At 65.2% G+C, this 19,170-nt stretch carries 16 protein-coding genes; 10 read left to right on the top strand and 6 right to left on the bottom strand.

What is annotated here, in order from left to right; all coding sequences use genetic code 11:
- Positions 1–444: 444 nt before the first annotated feature.
- Complete coding sequence (locus ACQR07_RS12965; protein ID WP_434902662.1) at positions 445–1,644, top strand: molybdopterin-dependent oxidoreductase; 1,200 nt, start codon at positions 445–447, stop codon at positions 1,642–1,644.
- 10 nt (positions 1,645–1,654) lie between these two features.
- Complete coding sequence (locus ACQR07_RS12960; protein ID WP_434902661.1) at positions 1,655–1,978, top strand: cytochrome c; 324 nt, start codon at positions 1,655–1,657, stop codon at positions 1,976–1,978.
- 19 nt (positions 1,979–1,997) lie between these two features.
- On the opposite strand, the gene ACQR07_RS12955 is transcribed toward ACQR07_RS12960, so the two are convergent.
- Positions 1,998–2,609: a flavin reductase family protein gene (locus ACQR07_RS12955; RefSeq protein WP_434902660.1), complete on the bottom strand. Its 612-nt coding sequence runs from the start codon at positions 2,607–2,609 to the stop codon at positions 1,998–2,000.
- A gap of 178 nt (positions 2,610–2,787) precedes the next feature.
- On the opposite strand from ACQR07_RS12955, the gene ACQR07_RS12950 reads away from it, so the two are divergent.
- Positions 2,788–3,078, top strand: a complete 291-nt coding sequence (locus ACQR07_RS12950) for a hypothetical protein (RefSeq protein ID WP_434902659.1) — start codon at positions 2,788–2,790, stop codon at positions 3,076–3,078.
- Positions 3,079–3,611: 533 nt separating this feature from the next.
- Here ACQR07_RS12950 and ACQR07_RS12945 read toward each other — a convergent pair.
- On the bottom strand, positions 3,612–4,445 hold the full coding sequence (locus ACQR07_RS12945) for an alpha/beta fold hydrolase (RefSeq protein ID WP_434902658.1): 834 nt from the start codon (positions 4,443–4,445) through the stop codon (positions 3,612–3,614).
- Between the two features lie 168 nt (positions 4,446–4,613).
- Positions 4,614–5,393: an SDR family NAD(P)-dependent oxidoreductase gene (locus ACQR07_RS12940; RefSeq protein WP_434902657.1), complete on the bottom strand. Its 780-nt coding sequence runs from the start codon at positions 5,391–5,393 to the stop codon at positions 4,614–4,616.
- Positions 5,394–5,557: 164 nt separating this feature from the next.
- On the opposite strand from ACQR07_RS12940, the gene ACQR07_RS12935 reads away from it, so the two are divergent.
- The 3 genes from ACQR07_RS12935 to ACQR07_RS12925 are packed head-to-tail and all read left to right on the top strand — an operon-like array spanning position 5,558 to position 7,724.
- Entirely contained in the window at positions 5,558–6,352 is a 795-nt protein-coding gene (locus tag ACQR07_RS12935) for an enoyl-CoA hydratase/isomerase (RefSeq protein WP_434902656.1), read from the top strand.
- Complete coding sequence (locus ACQR07_RS12930) at positions 6,349–7,338, top strand: phosphotransferase family protein (protein ID WP_434902655.1); 990 nt, start codon at positions 6,349–6,351, stop codon at positions 7,336–7,338. Before ACQR07_RS12935 ends, ACQR07_RS12930 begins: the two co-directional genes overlap by 4 nt.
- Positions 7,338–7,724, top strand: a complete 387-nt coding sequence (locus ACQR07_RS12925) for a DUF6285 domain-containing protein (RefSeq protein ID WP_434902654.1) — start codon at positions 7,338–7,340, stop codon at positions 7,722–7,724. Before ACQR07_RS12930 ends, ACQR07_RS12925 begins: the two co-directional genes overlap by 1 nt.
- 226 nt (positions 7,725–7,950) lie before the next feature.
- Here ACQR07_RS12925 and ACQR07_RS12920 read toward each other — a convergent pair whose 3' ends face one another.
- Positions 7,951–8,730: an enoyl-CoA hydratase-related protein gene (locus ACQR07_RS12920; protein WP_434902653.1), complete on the bottom strand. Its 780-nt coding sequence runs from the start codon at positions 8,728–8,730 to the stop codon at positions 7,951–7,953.
- A gap of 166 nt (positions 8,731–8,896) precedes the next feature.
- Here ACQR07_RS12920 and ACQR07_RS12915 point away from each other — a divergent pair, with 166 nt between their 5' ends.
- Positions 8,897–10,171: an acyl-CoA dehydrogenase family protein gene (locus ACQR07_RS12915; protein ID WP_434902652.1), complete on the top strand. Its 1,275-nt coding sequence runs from the start codon at positions 8,897–8,899 to the stop codon at positions 10,169–10,171.
- A 286-nt stretch (positions 10,172–10,457) separates the two neighbouring features.
- Here ACQR07_RS12915 and ACQR07_RS12910 read toward each other — a convergent pair whose 3' ends face one another.
- Together ACQR07_RS12910 and ACQR07_RS12905 are read right to left on the bottom strand one after the other, a co-directional pair.
- Positions 10,458–12,038, bottom strand: coding sequence for a fatty acid--CoA ligase (locus ACQR07_RS12910; RefSeq protein WP_434902651.1), 1,581 nt, complete (start codon positions 12,036–12,038; stop codon positions 10,458–10,460).
- 123 nt (positions 12,039–12,161) lie between these two features.
- Positions 12,162–13,037: an SDR family oxidoreductase gene (locus ACQR07_RS12905; protein WP_434902650.1), complete on the bottom strand. Its 876-nt coding sequence runs from the start codon at positions 13,035–13,037 to the stop codon at positions 12,162–12,164.
- A 101-nt stretch (positions 13,038–13,138) separates the two neighbouring features.
- Between ACQR07_RS12905 and ACQR07_RS12900 the strand changes: the two genes are divergently transcribed.
- From ACQR07_RS12900 to ppc, 3 genes are all read left to right on the top strand, one after another.
- Positions 13,139–13,948 carry a crotonase/enoyl-CoA hydratase family protein gene (locus tag ACQR07_RS12900; protein WP_434902649.1) on the top strand — a complete coding sequence of 270 codons (810 nt, stop codon included), beginning with the start codon at positions 13,139–13,141 and terminating at the stop codon, positions 13,946–13,948.
- Between the two features lie 84 nt (positions 13,949–14,032).
- The gene (locus ACQR07_RS12895; protein ID WP_434902648.1) at positions 14,033–15,577 is read left to right on the top strand and encodes an acyl-CoA synthetase; all 1,545 of its coding nucleotides are present in this window, start codon (positions 14,033–14,035) and stop codon (positions 15,575–15,577) included.
- A 129-nt stretch (positions 15,578–15,706) separates the two neighbouring features.
- The gene (gene ppc, locus ACQR07_RS12890; protein ID WP_434902647.1) at positions 15,707–18,490 is read left to right on the top strand and encodes a phosphoenolpyruvate carboxylase; all 2,784 of its coding nucleotides are present in this window, start codon (positions 15,707–15,709) and stop codon (positions 18,488–18,490) included.
- The last annotated feature ends 680 nt before the right edge of the window (positions 18,491–19,170 follow it).

The following is a 19,170-nucleotide window of genomic DNA, read 5'->3' as shown; positions in this document are numbered from 1 at the left end:
GCCAGCCGCTGCAGTAATGCCCGTCCAGCACGGTCATCCTGCGGCTGTCACAATCTTCGCCATCAATGAGCCCAAAAACTCAATTGGCTCACGGGCTCTACGGTTCGGCGATGGCGATCGAGGCTGAGCTTCAGCTGCCGTCATTGCGAGGAGCGCAGCGACGAAGCAATCCAGAGTCGCTTGTGTAGCTCTGGATTGCTTCGCTTCGCCGCTTCGCTCGCAATGACGCGGAGAGAGCTGCCGATCCGTCGCTTCGACGGCATAACCCGCGTCCATACTGCATTGCCCGTGCGTGGCCAGTTTCTGCCGCAGTGCAGCGGATCGCGATGGTTTGAACTCTGGCGATCACGCCTTTTCTCGGCACAGCAGAATCGTGCAACTATCATCCCCATCGTACGGGGGTGATGACCCCTGGGCGAGAACGACAACTCCGGAGGGAGTTCCATGATCGACAGGCGTAATGTTCTCAAGGGAGCGGGCCTGGCGGCCTTGCTGGGCGGCATTGGCGCTGGTCGCGCGCTGGCTGAGGACATGGCGACATTGCCCTTCGCCAATGGCGAGCGCCCGCTGGTGAAGTATCCGCAGAAGCGGCCGATGATCGGGCTGACCAGCCGGCCGCCGCAACTCGAGACACCGTTCGCCGTGTTCAATGACAGCGTGATCACGCCGAACAACGCTTTCTTCGTGCGCTATCATCTGGCTGGTCTTCCTTACGATCTCGATCCGGACAAGTTCACGCTGGAGATCAAGGGCAAGGTCGACAAGCCGCTCAAGCTGTCGCTCAAGGACATCAGGAAGATGAAGGCGACGGAGATCGTCGCCGTCAACCAATGCTCCGGCAACAGCCGTGGCTTCTTCGAACCGCGCGTCGCCGGCGGCCAGCTCGGCAATGGCGCCATGGGTAATGCGCGTTGGCGCGGCGTGCCGCTGAAGACCGTGCTCGAGATGGCGGGTGTCCAGGGCGGCGCCAAGCAGGCCACCTTCGGCGGCATGGATGCCCCGGTCATCGACAAGACGCCCGACTTCGTCAAGGCGCTCGACCTGGATCATGCCATGAACGGCGAGGTGATGCTCGCCTACGGCATGAACGGGGAGGATCTGCCGTTCCTCAACGGCTTTCCGCTGCGCCTGATCGTTCCCGGCTACTACGGCACCTACTGGGTCAAGCATCTCAACGAGATCACCATCGTCGACAGCGTCTTCGACGGCTTCTGGATGAAATCGGCCTATCGCATTCCGGACACGCCGAACAATGCCGTCGAGCCCGGCAGCGCGCCGAAGGCGACGATCCCGATCAATCGCTTCACGGTTCGCTCCTTCATCACCAGCGTGAGCGACGGCGCGAAGCTGAAGGCTGGCACGGCGACGCTGCGCGGCATCGCATTCGACGGCGGCAGCGGGATCAAGCAGGTCGCGGTCTCGACCGATGGCGGCCAGACCTGGACCGACGCCAAGCTCGGCAAGGACCTCGGAAAATATTCCTTCCGCGAATGGAAGCTGCCGGTGAAGCTTGCCGCGGGCTCGCATGATCTCAAGGTGCGGGCCACCAGCAATTCCGGCGAGACCCAGCCGGACACGCCGCGCTGGAATCCGGCCGGCTATCTGCGCAACGTCGTCGAAACCGTCCGCGTCACGGCCGCCTGAGGAGACGACCATGCAACGCACGTCTTTCCTCCTCGCTACGCTGGCTGTCGGACTTGGCTGCCTCGCCGGCACCCCCGTTTCCCTCACGGCGGCACCGGTCAACTACAAGGTTCCGCCGGAGACGGCGGCCTTGAAGCCGGGGCCTGATCTTGCCGTCGCGCAGGGCAATTGCACGGCCTGTCACTCCGCCGACTACATCAGGACGCAGCCGCCGATGAAGAACAAGAAGGAGTTCTGGCAGGCCGAAGTCACCAAGATGATCAAGGTCTATGGCGCGCCGATCGACGAGGCCGATATCGGCAAGATCGTCGACTATCTCACCGCGGCCTACTGACCGCCGCCGCGGCAGGCGATCAAGTCGCCCCCTTCGCCGGCGGGAAATCCATTCGGTCGTTGGTGCGGCAATAGCGGTCGGCGAACATGCGCCCGACCGGGTGGAACATCTCCATCTCGACCCGCATCTTCGCGCTATCCCAGAGCTCGTCGCGGATATGGAAGGCGAGGCCCTCACCGAGCACCAGCACGCGGTCACCGTTGACGTCGATCAGCTGCCAGGTCTTGCATTCCATCGCGAACGGCGCATCCGCCAGCCGCGGTACGCCGATCATGCGCGAGGGCGCGAGCTTCAGGCCGAGATGATCGGGCTCGCCGATCTCAGGCGGGAAGTCGCCGCCGGTCTCGTGCATCGCCTCCGCCAGCGGTTCGTCGGTGATGTGCACGACGAACTCGCCGGCGCGGCGGATGTTGACGAGCGTGTCCTTGACCCGGCCGTCGGGCCGCAGATTGATCGCGAACACGCAGAGCGGCGGGTCCTCGCCCATCGCGTTGAAGAACGAGAACGGTGCGGCATTGACGACCCCGTTCTCGCCCTTGGTCGTGACCCAGGCAATCGGCCGCGGCAGCACGAAGGAGGTCAGGATCTTGTAGCGCTCGCGCGGGCTGAGATCGGTCGACAGGTATTCCATGGTTTCGCCTCTGATCGGTGTGTCGGCCGAGGTTAGTCAGGCGTGACGCAATGCGGAAGCGGATAAAGCGGGCACAGGCTACGTGACTGCACGGCGCCGCGAAATTCCATGTTTCCGGGAACGGGTCCGACAGCGCCACGTTCGAACAGCACAGCAACGACAAAAAGGAGGTTACGCCATGAAACCGATGATCAGCTTGATCGCGTGTGCGTTCGTCGTCTCGGCCACCTCGGCCTTGGCGCAGGGCGGCCAGCAGCCGACCAATCCGCCGAGCGCGCAGAACTCGGGAGCTGGCATTCAGGGCGCGGCGGGCAACAAGAACGGGCCCGCGGCAACCAGCTCGGGCACGGTGGGCTCGACTTCGACCATCAATCAGCAGAATCCGAACGTCAGCGCCCAGGATCCTTCGAACATCAAGGGCATGCCGGGCAACAAGAACGGCCCGCCGGCCAAGAAGCCGCAGAACTGACAGCTTGCATCAAATGGCGGCTGCGCGCCTGCGCAGCTGCCATGCGCAAACTGCCCGTCGTGCCAGTTTGCCGCACCTGTCCGGCCTTGTGTCGTCGGGCAAATCAGGCCGATCTTCCTGCCCATCCTGCTTCGCCACGAGGGGCGTATCGCGATCGTCACGAGACGTGAGGCGTGGATGCGGTGGGCGTATCGATTGCAGCGCGGTTACACGCGCCGACGAACAATCCGATGCGCACGGTGAAATCGTATGGTCCTGGCATCCCGACGCTGATGCCACGCTGGTGGGATGATCCGCCGGTCACGGGGGCAAGACAGCCCGGTCCCCGGGGAGAGTACGTATAATCCGTCAACCCATCGCGCAGGGAATGCCGGCGTGTTCGGCTGCACCTGTGGTTCCTGCCGCCTGCATTTTTTTCGCAGGCGGGCCATGGGTGAGGCCTTCACCCGGCATTCCCTGCGCCCTCGTGATTTCAGAGGGCATCGGCCAGCAAAGCTCGGACGCGTAACGCGCCGCGAGGCAGCGCCGCCTTGTCAGGGCAGCGCCGCGCCCGCATTGTTCACGATCAGATTGTCCGTGTCCGCCGGTGCCAGCTCGCTGGTCGCGTCGCCGCCGAGAAACTTGTCGAGCGTGGCCTGGATCCGCTCGCGCGCCGTATACGGACCGCGATCGCTCATCCAGGTGTGCTGGAACTCGGTCTTGATGATGTCGATGCCGCTCTTTACCCCGAGGTGCTTGGGCAGCACGTCAGGATCGGTCTTGAACTGCGGATCGTCCGAGCGGAATGACAGGATCTTCAGCTTGTCACGAACGACGAAAGGAACGCGCAGATTGTCGAGCGTCACCACCTGGGACACGATTTCCGGATGCTCCTTGGCGAAATACATCGCGGTGTCGCCGCCATTGGAATGGCCGACCAGGGTCAGATGATCATAGTCGGCGTGGGGATGCCGCTTCTTCATCTCGCGGAGCACGCAGAGGATGTTGGCCTCGCCCTTCTTGTAGACGTCGAGCCGGCCGACATAGGGCATTCCGACCTTGGTGACGAGCGGCGGGTCCGTCGGCAGGTCCTGCTGGACGCTGGCAACCAGGTAGCCGCGGGCGGCAAAGACGTTGGCGAGGAAGGAGTACTCGGTGTTCTTCACCGTGTTGCCGTTGCTGATGATCGCGACCGGCAGCCGCCACAGGCCGGCATTGGCCTTCATCTCGTAGTCCTTGCGCACGGCGACGTCGACCGTGATCGGCCGCTGTCGCTCGGCGTCGTAGAACTCACGGCTCTCGTGCTGGATGCCCCACTTGGCGATGGCGAAATAGCCGGCCACCGTCAGGGCAGACACACAGGCCAAAACCGTCACGCCGCGCTTCATGGCTTCCTTCCCCTTGCGTTCTCCTCGTCATGTGATGCGGGACAACGCCGAGGTCACGAGGGCGTGGCAGCCGGGGATGGATTAAATTTCGGAAATCTTGGAATATTCGCCGGGAACAAATCCGGGTTCGGCGGACCGACGCATCGATCCACCGGGGTCCCGCACAGGTCAGAACGCGGTGTAGCCACCGTCGATCACGAAGCAGTCGGCGGTGTGGTAGGACGAGGCCTTGCTCATCAGGTACACGGCGATGCCGCCGAAATCCGACGGCTCGCCGAAGCGGCGCACCGGAATGCGCGGCATCACGTTGGCGACGAACTTTTCGTTGCCCATGATGCCGGCGGTCATGTCGCTCTTGATCCAGCCCGGCAGGATCGCGTTCGCCGTGACGCCATAGCGCGCAAGCTCGACGGCAAGCGCCCGGCACAGCGCGTTGAGCGCGGCCTTGGTCCCCGCGTAGTGCTCGTTGCGCGCGGTGCCGAACAGCGACGCGAGGCTCGATGTCGCGACCAGCCGGCCGAACGGATCGCCGGCTTCGGCACGCGCCGTCATGTGCCGCGCGGCGGCCTGGAAGGCGTGGAAGACGCCGTCGAGATTGGTCGCGAACATCGTGCGCCATTCCTCCTCGCTGCGCTCGATGAAGGGCTTGCGACCGCCGCCGCCGATGCCGGCATTGGCGAAGCAGCCGTCGACGCGGCCGAACATGTCGAGCGTGCCTTTCATCGCCTCGGCGACGGAAGCGGCACTGGTGACGTCGCAGATCCGGGTGTCGACCTTGCCGGGACCAGCGGCCATCGATGCCGCAGCTGCCTTGTTCTTCTCGGCGTTGCGGCCCCAGATCGAGACGTTGCAGCCACTGGACGCAAGTGCCTGGGCGATGCCGAGGCCTATGCCTCCATTGCCGCCGGTGATGACGGCCACACGGCCGGTAAGATCGAACATGGTCATGAGCGCTTCCGTGGATGTGAGCGCGCTATCAGCGCTTCGGTTATCTGGATGACGCAACCATGGACAAGCGAAGCGCAAAAATCAAATATGCCGCACGAACCAGGCTGCGCGTCGAATTTCCGCGGCGAAGAATGCAGCGATCGAACAGCACTTGAGAGGAAACCATGCAGTTCAAGCACGTCACGCTCGATTTCGACGGGCCCGTCGCCGTCCTCACGCTCGATCATCAGGAGGTCATGAACGCGGTCTCGATCGACATGCTGGGCGGCCTCGCCGAGGCGCTCGATGAGATCGATGAAAAGAAGGCGGACGTGCGCTGCCTGGTCGTGACCGGCGCCGGCCGCGCGTTCTGCACCGGCGCCAATCTGCAGGGCCGCAATGCGCAGGCCAAGCCCGGCCGCAGCAATGCCGGTGCGGCGTTGGAGACCGCCTTCCATCCGTTCCTGCGTCGCCTGCGCAATCTGCATTGCCCGATCGTGACGTCGGTCAACGGTCCGGCCGCCGGCGCCGGCATGAGCTTCGCGCTGATGGGCGACATGATCCTATGCGCGAAGTCCGCCTACTTCTTGCAGGCCTTCCGCCGTATCGGCCTCGTTCCCGATTGCGGCTCGACCTGGCTGTTGCCGCGCCTCGTCGGCAAGGCGCGCGCGATCGAGCTGTCGCTGCTCGGCGAGAAGCTGCCGGCCGAGACGGCGCTGCAATGGGGCCTTGTCAACCGCGTCTATGACGATGCGGCTCTGAAAGAGGAGACGATGAAGCTGGCGCACGATCTCGCCAACGGCCCGACCGTGGCGCTGGCGCAGATCCGCCGGCTGTATTGGGACAGCCCGGAGAACTCGTTCGAGGAGCAGCTCAACGAGGAATTCCAGTCGCAGCGCATCGCAGGCTCGACCGCCGATTTCAAGGAGGGCGTCACCGCGTTCCTCGAAAAGCGTCCGGCCAAGTTCAAGGGCCAATGATCGAGACCGAGCTGTCCCGCTGCGTCGCTTCGTTCATGCCGGGCGCGACCGGTGTGAAGGGCGCCGCAAAGCTCTCCGGCGGCGCCAGCCAGGAGACGTGGCGGTTCGACCTCGTCCATCCCGGCGGCGATGTCGGCGCCATCCTGCGCCGCTCGCCGAAAGGCTATGGCGCCGCGCCGGGACGCGCAGCGGGCCTCGACAACGAGGCGGCCTTGATGCGGCTCGCGCACGCGGCCGGCGTGCCGTCGCCAGAGGTGCTGCACGTGCTGCGTCCGGAGGACTATCTCGGCACCGGCTTCATCATGCGCCGGGTCGACGGCGAGACCATCGCGCGCAAGATCCTGCGCGATGCTGACTATGCCGAGGCGCGGCCGCGGCTGGCGCGACAGCTCGGCGGCATCGCCGCCGGCATTCACGGCATCGCGCTTGATGCGCTTCCTGCGTTGCGCGAGATGAATGCGACGAACGAGATCGCGGAGCTTGCGCGCGAGTATCGCAGCTTCGACTGGCCGCGGCCGGTGTTCGATCTCGCATTGCGCTGGCTGTCGCAGAACGATCCCGGTCCCTCGGACGAGGTGACCCTGGTGCATGGCGATTTCCGCAACGGCAATCTGATCATCGGTTCCGACGGCGTACGCGCGGTGCTCGACTGGGAGCTCGCACATCTCGGCGACCCCATGGAGGATCTCGGCTGGATCTGCGTCAACTCCTGGCGCTTCGGCGAGATCGACAAACCGGTCGGCGGCTTTGGATCGCGCGCGGAGCTGTTCGCCGGCTACGAAGCCACCGGGCGCAGGGTCGATCCTGACCGGGTGAAATTCTGGGAGGTCATGGGCACGCTGCGCTGGGGCGTGATGTGCTGCGGCATGATGCAGCGGTTTCGTATCGGTCCGGATCATTCGATGGAGCGCGCGATGATTGGTCGCCGCGCCTCGGAGACCGAGATCGATCTGCTGCGATTGCTGGCGCCGCGAGGAGAGGGCTGATGCAGGACGAGCCGAGGCCGGATGAGCTGGTGAAAGCGGTCGCAGACTTCCTGCGCGACGACATCGCGCCGCTGATCTCGGGACATCAGGCGTTCAAGCTGCGCGTGGGGATCAACGCGCTGGATCTCGTCGTCCGCCAGCTGACGCAGGCCGCGCAGGCGGACGCGGCGGAGCATGCGCGCCTGACGCAGCTGTTGCAACGGGACGGGGATTCGCTCGCACTGAATCGTGTGCTGGCCGAGCAGATCGCCACTGGTGCTGTCGACCTCGCTACGCCGGGGCTGAAGGATCATCTGTGGCAGACCACACTCGACAAGCTCGCCGTCGATCAGCCCAACTACGCATCCTACAAGCGCGAGGCGGGGAGGGGCACCGATGGCCCCTGACTCTCGGTCGTCATTCCCGGGCTTGACCCGGGCATCCATCCCCTCACGAAGCTGCCGCGAGACGTGGATGGCCGGGTCAAGCCCGGCCATGACGAAGTGGGGGGAAACCCGCGCTGTCATTCCGGGGCGCGACGCAGTCGCGAGCCCGGAATCGATGCGCCTGATCGTAGTTATGGATTCCGGGCTCGCGCTGCTCGCGCCCCGGAATGACGACATCAGTGGAGCTTCAGCGCCCCAGCCAATTCGGCGGCCGCTTCTCCGAGAACGCCTTGGGTCCCTCGATGTAGTCCTGCGAATGCATCATCGCCTGCACCGCCGGATAGTCGCGCTGCTCGGTGATGGCCTGCTGCAGCGACACCGCGAGGCCCTTCTCGATGGCCTGCTTGGAGGCGCGGATCGACATCGGCGAGTTCTTGGCAATGGTCTCGGCCCAGCGCTCCGCGGCGGCCAGCGCCTCGCCCTGCGGCACCACCTCGTTGACGAAGCCAAGCTCGTGGCCTTCGCGCGCGCCGACATGGCGTCCCGTGAGGATCATGCCCATCGCGCGCTTCATGCCGATCTGGCGCGGCAGCCGCTGCAGGCCTCCGGCCAGCGCGGCGAGGCCGACGCGCGGCTCGGGCAGGGCGAACGTCGCATTCTCGGAGGCGATGATCAGGTCGCAGGCCAGCGCGATCTCGAAACCGCCGCCCATCGCGACGCCGTTGACGGCGGCGATCAGTGGCTTGTCGCAGTCGAAGCGCGAGGTGAGGCCGCCGAAGCCGCTTCGGCCCCAGCCGCGCTTGCCGCCGGCCGCCTGCCATTTCAGGTCGTTGCCGGCGCAGAACGCCTTGTCGCCCTCGCCGGTGACGATCGCGACCCATTGCTCGGGATCGGCCGCGAAGCCGTCCAACACCGCCTCGAGCTCGTAATGCGCGTCGGTATGCAGCGCGTTGTAGACCTCTGGCCGCGCCAGGGTCACGATGGTGACCGGTCCCTTGCGCGTGATCTTCGAAAACTTCAGCTCCATCGGCCGTTCCTCCTGGTTTCTGATTGGCAACGTTACGCGAGCTTAGCGCCTTCGCCGCGTGCGCGGTCATCCAAATACGCAACGGCGCTGCGCGTGACAAGCACGCGGCGGAGGGCCGGCCTGGTCAAGATCAAGAACAACAACGAGACGCATAGGGAGACACGCCATGGATTTTTCCTTGCCGAAGGATCTGCTCGCCTATCTCGACGAGCTCGATCGCTTCATCGAAGCCGAGATCAAGCCGCTCGAGGAGGCCGACGATAACATCCGTTTCTTCGATCATCGCCGCGAATGGGCGCGCACCGATTTCGAGCATGGCGGCCTGCCGCGGCATGACTGGGAGCAGCTGCTGCGCAAGGCCAAGGACCGCGCCGACGCGGCCGGGCACCTGCGCTTCGCGATCCCGAAGCGCTATGGCGGCAAGGATGGCTCCAACCTCTGGATGGCCGTGATCCGCGAGCATTTTGCGTCGAAAGGCCTCGGCCTGCACAACGACTTGCAGAACGAGCACTCGATCGTCGGCAATCTGCCGATCGTTACCATGCTCGACCGCTACGGCCGCGACGACCAGAAGGCGATGATCGATGGTTCGATCACCGGCAAGTACCGCATCACCTTCGGTCTCACCGAGCCGCATCACGGCTCGGATGCGACCCACATGGAGACCAAGGCCGTTCCGGCCACGCGCGACAACGTAAAGGGCTGGTTGATCAACGGCGAGAAGATGTGGACGACGGGGATGCACGTCGCCACCCACTGCGCGTTGTTCGCGCGCACCTCGGGCAATGACGGCGATGCGCGCGGCATCACCTGCTTCCTGGTGCCGGCCAAGGCCGAAGGCGTGAAGGTCGAGGAGTATCTCTGGACCTTCAACATGCCGACCGACCATCCGCGCGTCAGCTTCACCGACGTGTTCGTGCCGGAGGACGCCCTGTTCGGTGAGGTCGGGCGCGGGCTGTCGTTGGCGCAGTGCTTCGTGCACGAGAACCGCATCCGCCAAGCGGCGAGCTCGCTCGGCGCGGCGGTGTTCTGCATCAATGAGAGCGTCAACTATGCGCGCGAGCGCAAGCCGTTCGGCAAGGCGCTGGCCGAGAACCAGGCGATCCAGTGGCCGCTGGTCGAATTGGCCACGCAAGCCGAGATGCTGCGGCTGCTGATCCGCAAGACCGCGTGGGAGATGGACCAGCTCACCCAGGCGCAGGTCGAACACACGCTCTCCGACAAGGTCTCGATGTGCAACTACTGGGCTAACCGCCTGTGCTGCGAGGCCGCCGACCGCGCCATCCAGGTCCATGGCGGCATGGGCTATTCGCGCCACAAGCCGTTCGAGCACATCTATCGCCACCACCGCCGCTACCGCATCACCGAAGGCAGCGAGGAAATTCAGATGCGGAAGGTTGCGGGCTTCCTGTTTGGGTATATGGGGGTGAACAAGAGGTGAGGAAGTCTTGACTGGCGCATCGTCATCGCGAGCTTCGCTCGCAACCACGAGGAGAGTGCGTAGGGTGGGCAAAGGCGCGCATACGCCGCCGCTATTATGCCGGGCTCTCGCGCGCGCCGTGCCCACCATGGGCTTTTGAGGATTCCGAGAGACGGTGGGCACGCGCCGCCTGCGGCGGCGCTTTGCCCACCCTACGAACCGATCGTGCGGCAACGCGGTGCCCATCGAAATTAGGCGTTATCGCGAGCACAAGGCACGCGCGGCCGGCAGACAATGCTGCGTCCACTCAATTCACCTGCCGATCCTTGCCCGCCCAATATGGGTCGCGCAGATTCCGCCGTAAAATCTTCCCCGAGGGATTGCGCGGGAGGGCATCGAGGAAGTCGACGCTCTTCGGCGTCTTGAAGCCGGCGATGCGGGTGCGGGTGAAGGTGATGATGTCGGTCTCGGTGGCGCGCTTGCCCGGCTTCATGACGACGATGGCCTTGACGGCTTCGCCCCATTTGTCGTCGGGAATGCCGATCACGGCGGCCTCGGCGACATCCGGATGGTCGCAGATCGCGCTCTCGACCTCGGCGGGATAGATGTTCTCGCCGCCGGAGATGATCATGTCCTTGATGCGGTCGTGGATGTAGACGTAGCCGTCCTCGTCCATGTAGCCGGCGTCACCGGTGCGCAGCCAGCCGTCCTTGCCGAGCGTGCGCGCGGTCGCTTCCGGCAGATTCCAGTAGCCGGCCATGTTGGAGCCGGATCGCGTGGCGATCTCGCCGACTTCGCGCGGCGGCAGCGGATTGCCGTTGGCATCGATGATCGCGACCTCGATGCCGGGCAGCGGCTTGCCGGCCGAACGCATCCGCTCCAGCCCTTCGACATGGTCCTCGGGCGGCAGCGCGATGATGGTGCCCGTGGTCTCGGTCATGCCGTACATCTGCACGAAGCCGCATTTGAAGACGTCGATGCACTCCTTCAGCAGCGCCGCGGGGATCGGCGAGGCGCCGTACAGCATGTATTTCAGCCGCGAGAAATCGACCTGCCGCGCGCGCGGCTGCCGTACCACGAACTGCATCGCCGCGGGCACCATGAACAGCTTGGTGATCCCCGACTGCTCGAAGAAGTCGAGAATCTTGGTGGGATCGAACTCGCGGGCGATGACGCCGCGGGCGCCGTGGTACAGGCTCATCAGGCCCCAGCCGGAGCCGCCGATGTGGAAGATCGGCATCGCGATCAGCGACACGTCATCGGTCGACCATTTGTTCCAGTCGGGCTTTTCCTCCGGGTTGCCGGTGTTCACGAGGTTGAGGAAGTTCGCGTGCGACAGCATCGCGCCCTTCGGCTTGCCGGTCGTGCCGGAGGTGTAGAGCTGCAGCGCGATGTCCCTGGGCGTGATGACAACGCCGGGATCGTCCGTGCTCTGCGCATCGCGCCAGGCCGTGTAGTCCTGCCATTCCGGCGCGCCGCCTTCGGTGGTGATGATGTGCTGCACGCTCGGAATCTGGTCGCGGATCTGCCGGATCAGCGTGACGAACTCGGGCCCGACGAACAGGGCAGGCGCCTTGCAGTCCTCGACGATGAAGGCGACCTCCGGACCGGCGAGCCGCCAGTTTACCGGCGCCATCACGACGTTGGCCTTCATGGCGCCGACCAGGAGTTCGAAATAGCTGTCGCTGTTCTTGCCGAAATAGGCGATCCGCTCATGCGGCTTTAGGCCCAGCGCCTTCAGTGCGTTGGCGACCTGATTGGTCTTGCGGTCGAACTTGGCAAAGCTGGTGATCCGTCCCTCGAATTCGTAGGCGGTGGCGGAGCCCAGCGTTTGCGCCTGCTTGCGCACGACCTCGACGAGCGTCGACGCTGCCGTCGTGACGGACATGTTTCCCCTCCGATTGTGTCTTGTTCTTATGGCTCATTCGTCCCGCTCCGGATTGCGCCGGAGCGGGCATCGTGCGTTCAGTCTACAGGTCGCGCCTCGCCGATCAACAGCTTGCTCAGGCGGTCAGCTCGTGCGTGTCGCGCGGTCCTTTTCGTTCTGCGCCTTGATCGACTCCTTGGCCTTGGTCCAGTCGTCGTCGCTCCAGTCGCGCAGCTGATAGAAGTTGCCGCCCATCGCCAGCGCCTGCGCGCCGTCCATCGCGATGGTCTCGCCATTGATCCAGTTGCAGCCGCCGGAAATCAGGAACACCGCGAGGTTCTGCAACTCTTCCATCGTGCCGACGCGGCCCATCGGATTCATTGCCTTGGTGCGCGCGCCGGCCTCGTCACCGGGCTTGATGCGCTTGCTCATGCCCTCGGTCGGAATCTCGCCGGGCGCGATGGTGTTGAGGCGGATGCCGTAGCGGCCCCATTCGGTGGCGAGCGACATCGTCATGGCGTGAATGGCAGACTTGCTCATCGCCGACGGCACCACATAGGGCGAGCCGTTGCGCACCCAGGTCACGGTGATCGACACCACATTGCCCGGCTGCTTCGCCGCGATCCAGCGCTTGCCGACTGCCTGCGTCACGTAGAACGTGCCGTGCATGACGATGTTGGCGACAGCATCGAAGCCACGCGGACTCAATTCCTCAGTGCGGGAAATGAAATTTCCGGCGGCGTTGTTGATCAGATCGGTGAGGCCGCCTTCCTGGAAGATCGCCTCGATCATCTCCTCGACCGCCATGGCGTTGCGGATGTCGACACCGTGGCTGGTGACGCGTCCGCCATACAGGTCCATCAGTTCGGTCGCGGTCTCGTCACAGACGATTTTCCGCCGGCCGCAAATATGCACCTCGGCTCCGAGCTGGAGAAAGCGCGCGGCCATCGCCTTGCCGAGGCCGGTGCCGCCGCCGGTCACCAGAATGCGTCGGCCTTCCAGGAGATTGTCCTTGAACATGGGAGTTTCCGCCTGACATGTTGTGACTTAATTGGTCGATTGACTAAATCGCTCCGGCAGCCTTCTGTAAAGTCACAAAGACATTCGTGAGGAGACGCTCGATGGACAACCGCATCGCAATCGAGATCAAGGACGGCGTCGCCGATGTTCGCCTGGTCCGCGCCGACAAGATGAATGCGCTGGACATGGAGATGTTCGAGGCGCTGGTCGCGGCGACCGAGCGGCTCTCCAGGGAGAAAGGCGTGCGGGCGGTCGTGCTGTCCGGCGAGGGCCGCGCGTTCTGCGCCGGGCTCGACATGGGCCGCTTCGCGGCGATGAAGGACTCCGGCGGCAACGGCATTCCCGGCGGCGAGAAGCGTGATCTTACCATTCGCACCCACGGCAAGGCGAACTTCGCCCAGCAGGCGGTGTGGGGCTGGCGTCAGCTGCCCGTGCCGGTGATTGCTGCGGTGCATGGCGTCGCCTATGGCGGCGGCTTCCAGCTCGCGCTGGGCGCCGACATGCGCTACGTCGCGCCGGACACCAAGATGTCGATCATGGAGATCAAGTGGGGACTGGTGCCGGACATGGCGGGCACGCCGATCCTGGGCACGTTGATGCGCGACGACATCCTGCGCGAGCTGACCTACACCGGCCGGGTGTTCTCGCCGGAGGAGGGACAGGCCTACGGCCTCGTCACGCGCATCTGCGCCGATCCGCGCGCGGCTGCGCTGGAGACTGCGCGGGAGATCGCGGCTAAGAATCCCGATGCAATCCGTGCCGCCAAGCGGATGTTGAACAACCTCTCGGTCGATCCGGGCCCGGCACTGCTTGCGGAATCGGTCGAGCAGCAGAAGCTGATCGGCAGCGCGAACCAGCTCGAATCCGTGCGCGCCAACATCGAGAAGCGTGCGCCGAAATTCGCTGACTGAGACCGTGATTCCGGGTTCGCTGCTCCGCATCGTCCCGGAATGACGACGGCATTCGAACCGACGCCAGATCGGATAAGCCAATAAATGCAAACGTCCTCCCTGTTCTGCGGCATCATCTCCGGCGAGCGCCGGCGCAGCCACGCCGAGATCGCCGACCGTGCCGCGAGGATCGCCAGCGGTCTGGCGCAACTCGGCGTGCGCCAGGGCGATTGCGTCTGCATGCTGATGCGCAACGACATCGCCTTCATCGAAGCGGCCTATGGCGCGATGCGGCTCGGGGCCTACGGCGTGCCGGTGAACTGGCACTTCAAGCCGGAGGAGATCGACTACATCCTGAAAGATTCGGCGACGAAGGTCCTGGTCGGCCACGCCGACCTGCTGCATCAGCTCGCAGGCGTGGTGCCGGCCGGCGTGACCGTGCTCAGCGTGCCGACCCCGCCGGAGATCCTCTCCAACTATCGGATCGATTCGGACCTGCTCGCGACACCGGCCTTCGCGATCGAGCTGGAAGCGTGGCTGGCGCAGCAGAGCCCTTACGACGGGCCGCAGGTGCCGCAGCCGCAGAACATGATCTACACCTCCGGCACCACAGGACATCCGAAGGGCGTCCGGCGCAACGCGCCGACAGTGGAGCAGGCGGCGTCTGCTGAGCGGATGCGCGCGCTGATCTACGGCCTGAAGCCCGGTGCGCGCGCGTTGCTGCCGGGGCCGCTGTATCATTCGGCGCCGAACGCGTTCGGCCTGCGCGCCGGCCGGCTCGGCGGCGCGCTGGTGCTGATGCCGCGCTTCGAGCCGGAGGAGTTTCTTCGCGTCATCGAGGCCGAGCGGATCGACACCATCTTCATGGTGCCGACGATGTTCATTCGTCTGATGAAGCTGCCGGAGGAAGTCCGGCGCCGCAGCGACGTGTCCTCGCTGCGTCACGTCATTCATGCGGCGGCGCCGTGCCCGGCCGACGTCAAGCGCGCGATGATCGAGTGGTGGGGACCCGTCATCTACGAGTTCTACGGCTCGACCGAATCGGGGGCCGTCACCTTCGCCACCTCCGAGGATGCGCTGCGCAAGCCCGGGACCGTCGGCAAGGTCTCGCCGGGGGCGGAGCTGCGCTTCCTCGGTGAGGACGGCCGCATTCTGCCGCAGGGCGAGGTCGGCGAGATCTACTCGCGCATGTCGGGCAATCCGGATTTCACCTATCACAACAAGCCGGACAAGCGTGTCGAGATCGACCGCGACGGTTTCATCACCTCGGGCGACATCGGCTACATCGACGCCGACGGCTACGTCTTCCTCTGCGACCGCAAGCGCGACATGGTGATCTCGGGCGGCGTCAACATCTATCCGGCGGAAATCGAGGCGGTGCTGCACGCGGTGCCCGGCGTGCATGATTGCGCGGTGTTCGGCATCCCCGACGCGGAGTTCGGCGAGGCGCTGATGGCCGTGGTCGAGCCGCAGCCCGGGGTGACGCTGGACATCGGCGAGATCAAGGCACGGCTGAAAGCGTCGCTGGCCGACTACAAGGTGCCCAGGCAGATCGAAATCCACGGCAAATTGCCGCGCGAGGATTCCGGCAAGATCTTCAAGCGGCGGCTGCGTGATCCCTATTGGGAGCGGGCGGGACGGCAGATCTGACGCGTCTGGCTGCGACAGGAGACAAGGCCAGCATCGAATAGGGCAGGCGACGCCTCTTTCTTGATCTTGCGCTGCAATACAGATACGGCAGACTGACCCGTAAATGGGCAGCTGCTGGAGAGCGCATCCATGTCGCCGCAAGCCATACCAGAGGACATCCGCCCCAACCGCGCCGCCGAAGCGCAGGCGATGGAGGAGGATGCGCGGCTCCGGGATGACATCCGGCTGCTCGGCCGCATCCTCGGCGACACCGTTCGCGACCAGGAGGGCGCCGATGTCTTCGACCTCGTCGAGCTGATCCGCCAGACCTCGGTCCGCTTCCACCGCGACGAGGACCGCCAGGCGCGGCGCGAACTGGAGCAGATCCTCGACGGCATGACGACGGCGGAGACCGTCCGCATCGTCCGCGCCTTCAGCTATTTCTCCCACCTCGCCAACATCGCCGAGGACCAGAACAACATCCGCCGTATGCGCGCCAGGAGCGATGCCAATGGCGGCAATGGCATGCTGGCCGCGACGCTGGGGCACGCCAAGGCGGCGGGCTTCGAGGCGGCCGAGCTGCGCAAGTTCTTCTCGACCGCGCTGGTCAGCCCCGTTCTGACCGCGCACCCGACTGAGGTCCGGCGCAAGAGCACGATGGACCGCGAGATGGAGGTCGCCATGCTGCTCGACCGCCGCGAGCGGATGCAGCTGACGCCGGACGAGCGCGAGGCCAATGACGAGGCGTTGCGCCGCGCCGTGCTCACGCTGTGGCAGACCAACCTGCTGCGCCGGACCAAGCTGACGGTGCTCGACGAGGTCACCAACGGGCTGTCGTTCTACGACTATACGTTCCTGCGCGAGGTGCCGCGCCTGCTGTGCGGGCTGGAGGATCGTCTCAACGACGGCGCCGAGGTTGCCGGCGACCTCGCATCCTTCCTGCGCATGGGCAGCTGGATCGGCGGTGATCGCGACGGCAATCCGTTCGTGACCGCCGATGTGATGCGCGGAACGCTCAAGCTGCAATCCAGCCTCGCTCTGCATTACTACCTCGAGGAGCTGCACCTGCTCGGCAGCGAGCTGTCGATGGCCGCGCATCTCGCCGACGTCTCGGAGGAGCTGCGGGCATTGGCCGAGCGCTCGCCCGACACCTCGCCCCACCGCAGCGGCGAGCCGTATCGTCTGGCGGTGTCCGGCATCTATGCGCGGCTGGCGGCGACCGCGAAGAAGCTCGGCATCCAGATCAGCCGTCTGCCGGTGGCGGCGGTCGAGCCGTATCACAGCGTCAAGGAGCTGCAGGACGATCTTGACGTGCTGCATCGCTCGCTGATCGCCAACAATGCCGAGGTGATCGCGCGCGGCCGGCTACGGATGCTCCGTCGCGCGGTCGACTGCTTCGGTTTCCATCTCGCCCGGCTCGACATTCGTCAGAACTCGGCGGTGCACGAGCGCACCGTGGCCGAGCTGATCGACACCGCGATGCCCGGCATGTCCTACATGGCGCTGAGCGAGGACGCGCGGGTTGGTCTGCTGGTCAGCGAGCTGCGGAATGCCCGGCCGCTGGTGTCGCAATTCGTGAAGTACAGCGACGAGACCGTCGGCGAACTCGCGCTGTTTCGCGCCGCCGCCGAAGCGCATGCGACGTTTGGCGCCGATGTGATCCCCCAGTGCATCATCTCGATGTGCAAGGGCATGTCCGACATGCTTGAGGTCGCCCTGCTGCTGAAAGAGGTCGGCCTGATCGACCCCGCCGGCCGCTGTGGCGTCAACATCGTGCCGCTGTTCGAGACCATCGAGGACCTGCAGGCTTCCAGCGGCATCATGGACCGCATGCTGGCGCTGCACGATTATCGCCGCCTGGTCGACAGCCGCGGCGCCGTGCAGGAGGTGATGCTCGGCTATTCCGACAGCAACAAGGATGGCGGCTTCGTCACCTCGGGCTGGGAGCTGTACAAGGCCGAGATCGGCCTCGTCGAGATCTTCGAACGCCATGGCGTGCGTCTGCGGCTGTTCCACGGCCGCGGCGGCTCCGTCGGCCGTGGCGGCGGCCCGAGCTATGACGCCATCATTGCCCAGCCCGGCGGCGCCGTGAACGGCCAGATCCGCATCACCGAGCAGGGCGAGATCATCTCGAGCAAGTACTCGAATGCCGAGGTCGGCCGCAACAATCTGGAAATTCTTGCGGCGGCAACGCTGGAGGCGAGCCTGCTGCATCCGCGACAGCCGGCGCCGAAGCGCGAGTATCTCACCGCGATGGACCGGCTCTCGGAGCTCGCCTTCAAGGCCTATCGCGGCCTCGTCTACGAGACCGACGGCTTCGTCGACTATTTCTGGGCGTCGACCGTGATCAACGAGATCGCGACGCTCAACATCGGCAGCCGTCCGGCCTCGCGCAAGAAGACCCGCGCGATCGAGGATCTGCGCGCCATCCCCTGGGTGTTCTCCTGGGCGCAGTGTCGGCTGATGCTGCCGGGCTGGTACGGTTTCGGCAGCGCGGTCGAGACCTGGGTCGCGGAAAATCCCGAGCAGGGCATGCCGTTCCTGCGCGAGCTGTACCAGGAATGGCCGTTCTTCCGCATGCTGCTGTCGAACATGGACATGGTGCTCGCCAAGAGCTCGATCGCCATCGCCTCGCGCTATGCCGAGCTGGTGCCGGATGAGGCGTTGCGCGAAAAGATCTTCGGCCGCATCCGCCGCGAATGGAATCTGGTGATCGAGACCTTGCTCGACATCACCGGCCAGGAACGCCTCCTGCAGGGCAACCCGCTGCTGGAGCGCTCCGTGCGCAACCGCTTCCCCTATCTCGATCCGCTCAACCACGTGCAGGTCGAACTGTTGAAGGAGCACCGCGCGCAAAACCCGGACGAGCAGGTGCTACGCGGGATTCAGCTCACGATCAACGGCATCTCGGCCGGGTTGCGGAATACGGGGTAGCCCCAGGTGCCCGCCACAGACTCGCCGTCGTCCCGGCGAACGCCGGGACCCATAACCCCAGGGAGCGGTTTGGGGCAGGCGTGTAGTTGGCCTTTTGCTCGTCACATCCGCCGCGGAGTATGGGTCCCGGGTCGGCGCCACGACGCGCTGCGCGCGTCGCAGCTTGCCCGGGACGACGACGGAGGGTGGCGTGATAGCGGAGCGCCGAACCGCGCCTCACCAACGTTCGTGAGATGGCGTGCCGAAGCGACAAACACCGCTGTCGTCCCGGCGAACGCCGGGACCCATAACCCCAGGGAGTAGTTTGGGGCAGGCGCGTCGTTGGCATCTCGCGTATCACGTCTGCTGCGGAGTATGGGTCCCGGGTCGGCGCCGCGACGCGCTGCGCGCGTCACGGCTTGCCCGGGACGACGGCGGTGGGGTGGACGAATTCACGGTTCAAACAGCATGTACATGCGATTTCATCCCCGCGGCGCGTTGCGCCCGGGGGCATGCAGCGAACGTCCCTTACGAGAGTGCAAGGGCGCGGGGAATGCCGGGTGAGGGCCTCACCCATGGCCCGCCTGCGAAAAGAATGCAGGCGGCAGGTACCACAGGTTCAGCCGAACATCCGGCATTCCCCGCGCGATGTCTTCACGCTTATACGCGATCTCCCCGGTGTGCCGGCTCGTAGACACCGT

Origin of the sequence: Bradyrhizobium sp. HKCCYLS20291 (assembly GCF_051167715.1) — a bacterium.
GTDB lineage: Bacteria > Pseudomonadota > Alphaproteobacteria > Rhizobiales > Xanthobacteraceae > Bradyrhizobium.
This window is presented reverse-complemented; position numbering and strand designations above follow the sequence as displayed.

Coding starts and splice junctions, on each gene's coding strand:
- ACQR07_RS12965 (WP_434902662.1), top strand. CDS start 445: ATGATCGACAGGCGTAATGTTCTCAAGGGAGCGGGCCTGGCGGCCTTG.
- ACQR07_RS12960 (WP_434902661.1), top strand. CDS start 1,655: ATGCAACGCACGTCTTTCCTCCTCGCTACGCTGGCTGTCGGACTTGGC.
- ACQR07_RS12955 (WP_434902660.1), bottom strand. CDS start 2,609: ATGGAATACCTGTCGACCGATCTCAGCCCGCGCGAGCGCTACAAGATC.
- ACQR07_RS12950 (WP_434902659.1), top strand. CDS start 2,788: ATGAAACCGATGATCAGCTTGATCGCGTGTGCGTTCGTCGTCTCGGCC.
- ACQR07_RS12945 (WP_434902658.1), bottom strand. CDS start 4,445: ATGAAGCGCGGCGTGACGGTTTTGGCCTGTGTGTCTGCCCTGACGGTG.
- ACQR07_RS12940 (WP_434902657.1), bottom strand. CDS start 5,393: ATGACCATGTTCGATCTTACCGGCCGTGTGGCCGTCATCACCGGCGGC.
- ACQR07_RS12935 (WP_434902656.1), top strand. CDS start 5,558: ATGCAGTTCAAGCACGTCACGCTCGATTTCGACGGGCCCGTCGCCGTC.
- ACQR07_RS12930 (WP_434902655.1), top strand. CDS start 6,349: ATGATCGAGACCGAGCTGTCCCGCTGCGTCGCTTCGTTCATGCCGGGC.
- ACQR07_RS12925 (WP_434902654.1), top strand. CDS start 7,338: ATGCAGGACGAGCCGAGGCCGGATGAGCTGGTGAAAGCGGTCGCAGAC.
- ACQR07_RS12920 (WP_434902653.1), bottom strand. CDS start 8,730: ATGGAGCTGAAGTTTTCGAAGATCACGCGCAAGGGACCGGTCACCATC.
- ACQR07_RS12915 (WP_434902652.1), top strand. CDS start 8,897: ATGGATTTTTCCTTGCCGAAGGATCTGCTCGCCTATCTCGACGAGCTC.
- ACQR07_RS12910 (WP_434902651.1), bottom strand. CDS start 12,038: ATGTCCGTCACGACGGCAGCGTCGACGCTCGTCGAGGTCGTGCGCAAG.
- ACQR07_RS12905 (WP_434902650.1), bottom strand. CDS start 13,037: ATGTTCAAGGACAATCTCCTGGAAGGCCGACGCATTCTGGTGACCGGC.
- ACQR07_RS12900 (WP_434902649.1), top strand. CDS start 13,139: ATGGACAACCGCATCGCAATCGAGATCAAGGACGGCGTCGCCGATGTT.
- ACQR07_RS12895 (WP_434902648.1), top strand. CDS start 14,033: ATGCAAACGTCCTCCCTGTTCTGCGGCATCATCTCCGGCGAGCGCCGG.
- ppc (WP_434902647.1), top strand. CDS start 15,707: ATGTCGCCGCAAGCCATACCAGAGGACATCCGCCCCAACCGCGCCGCC.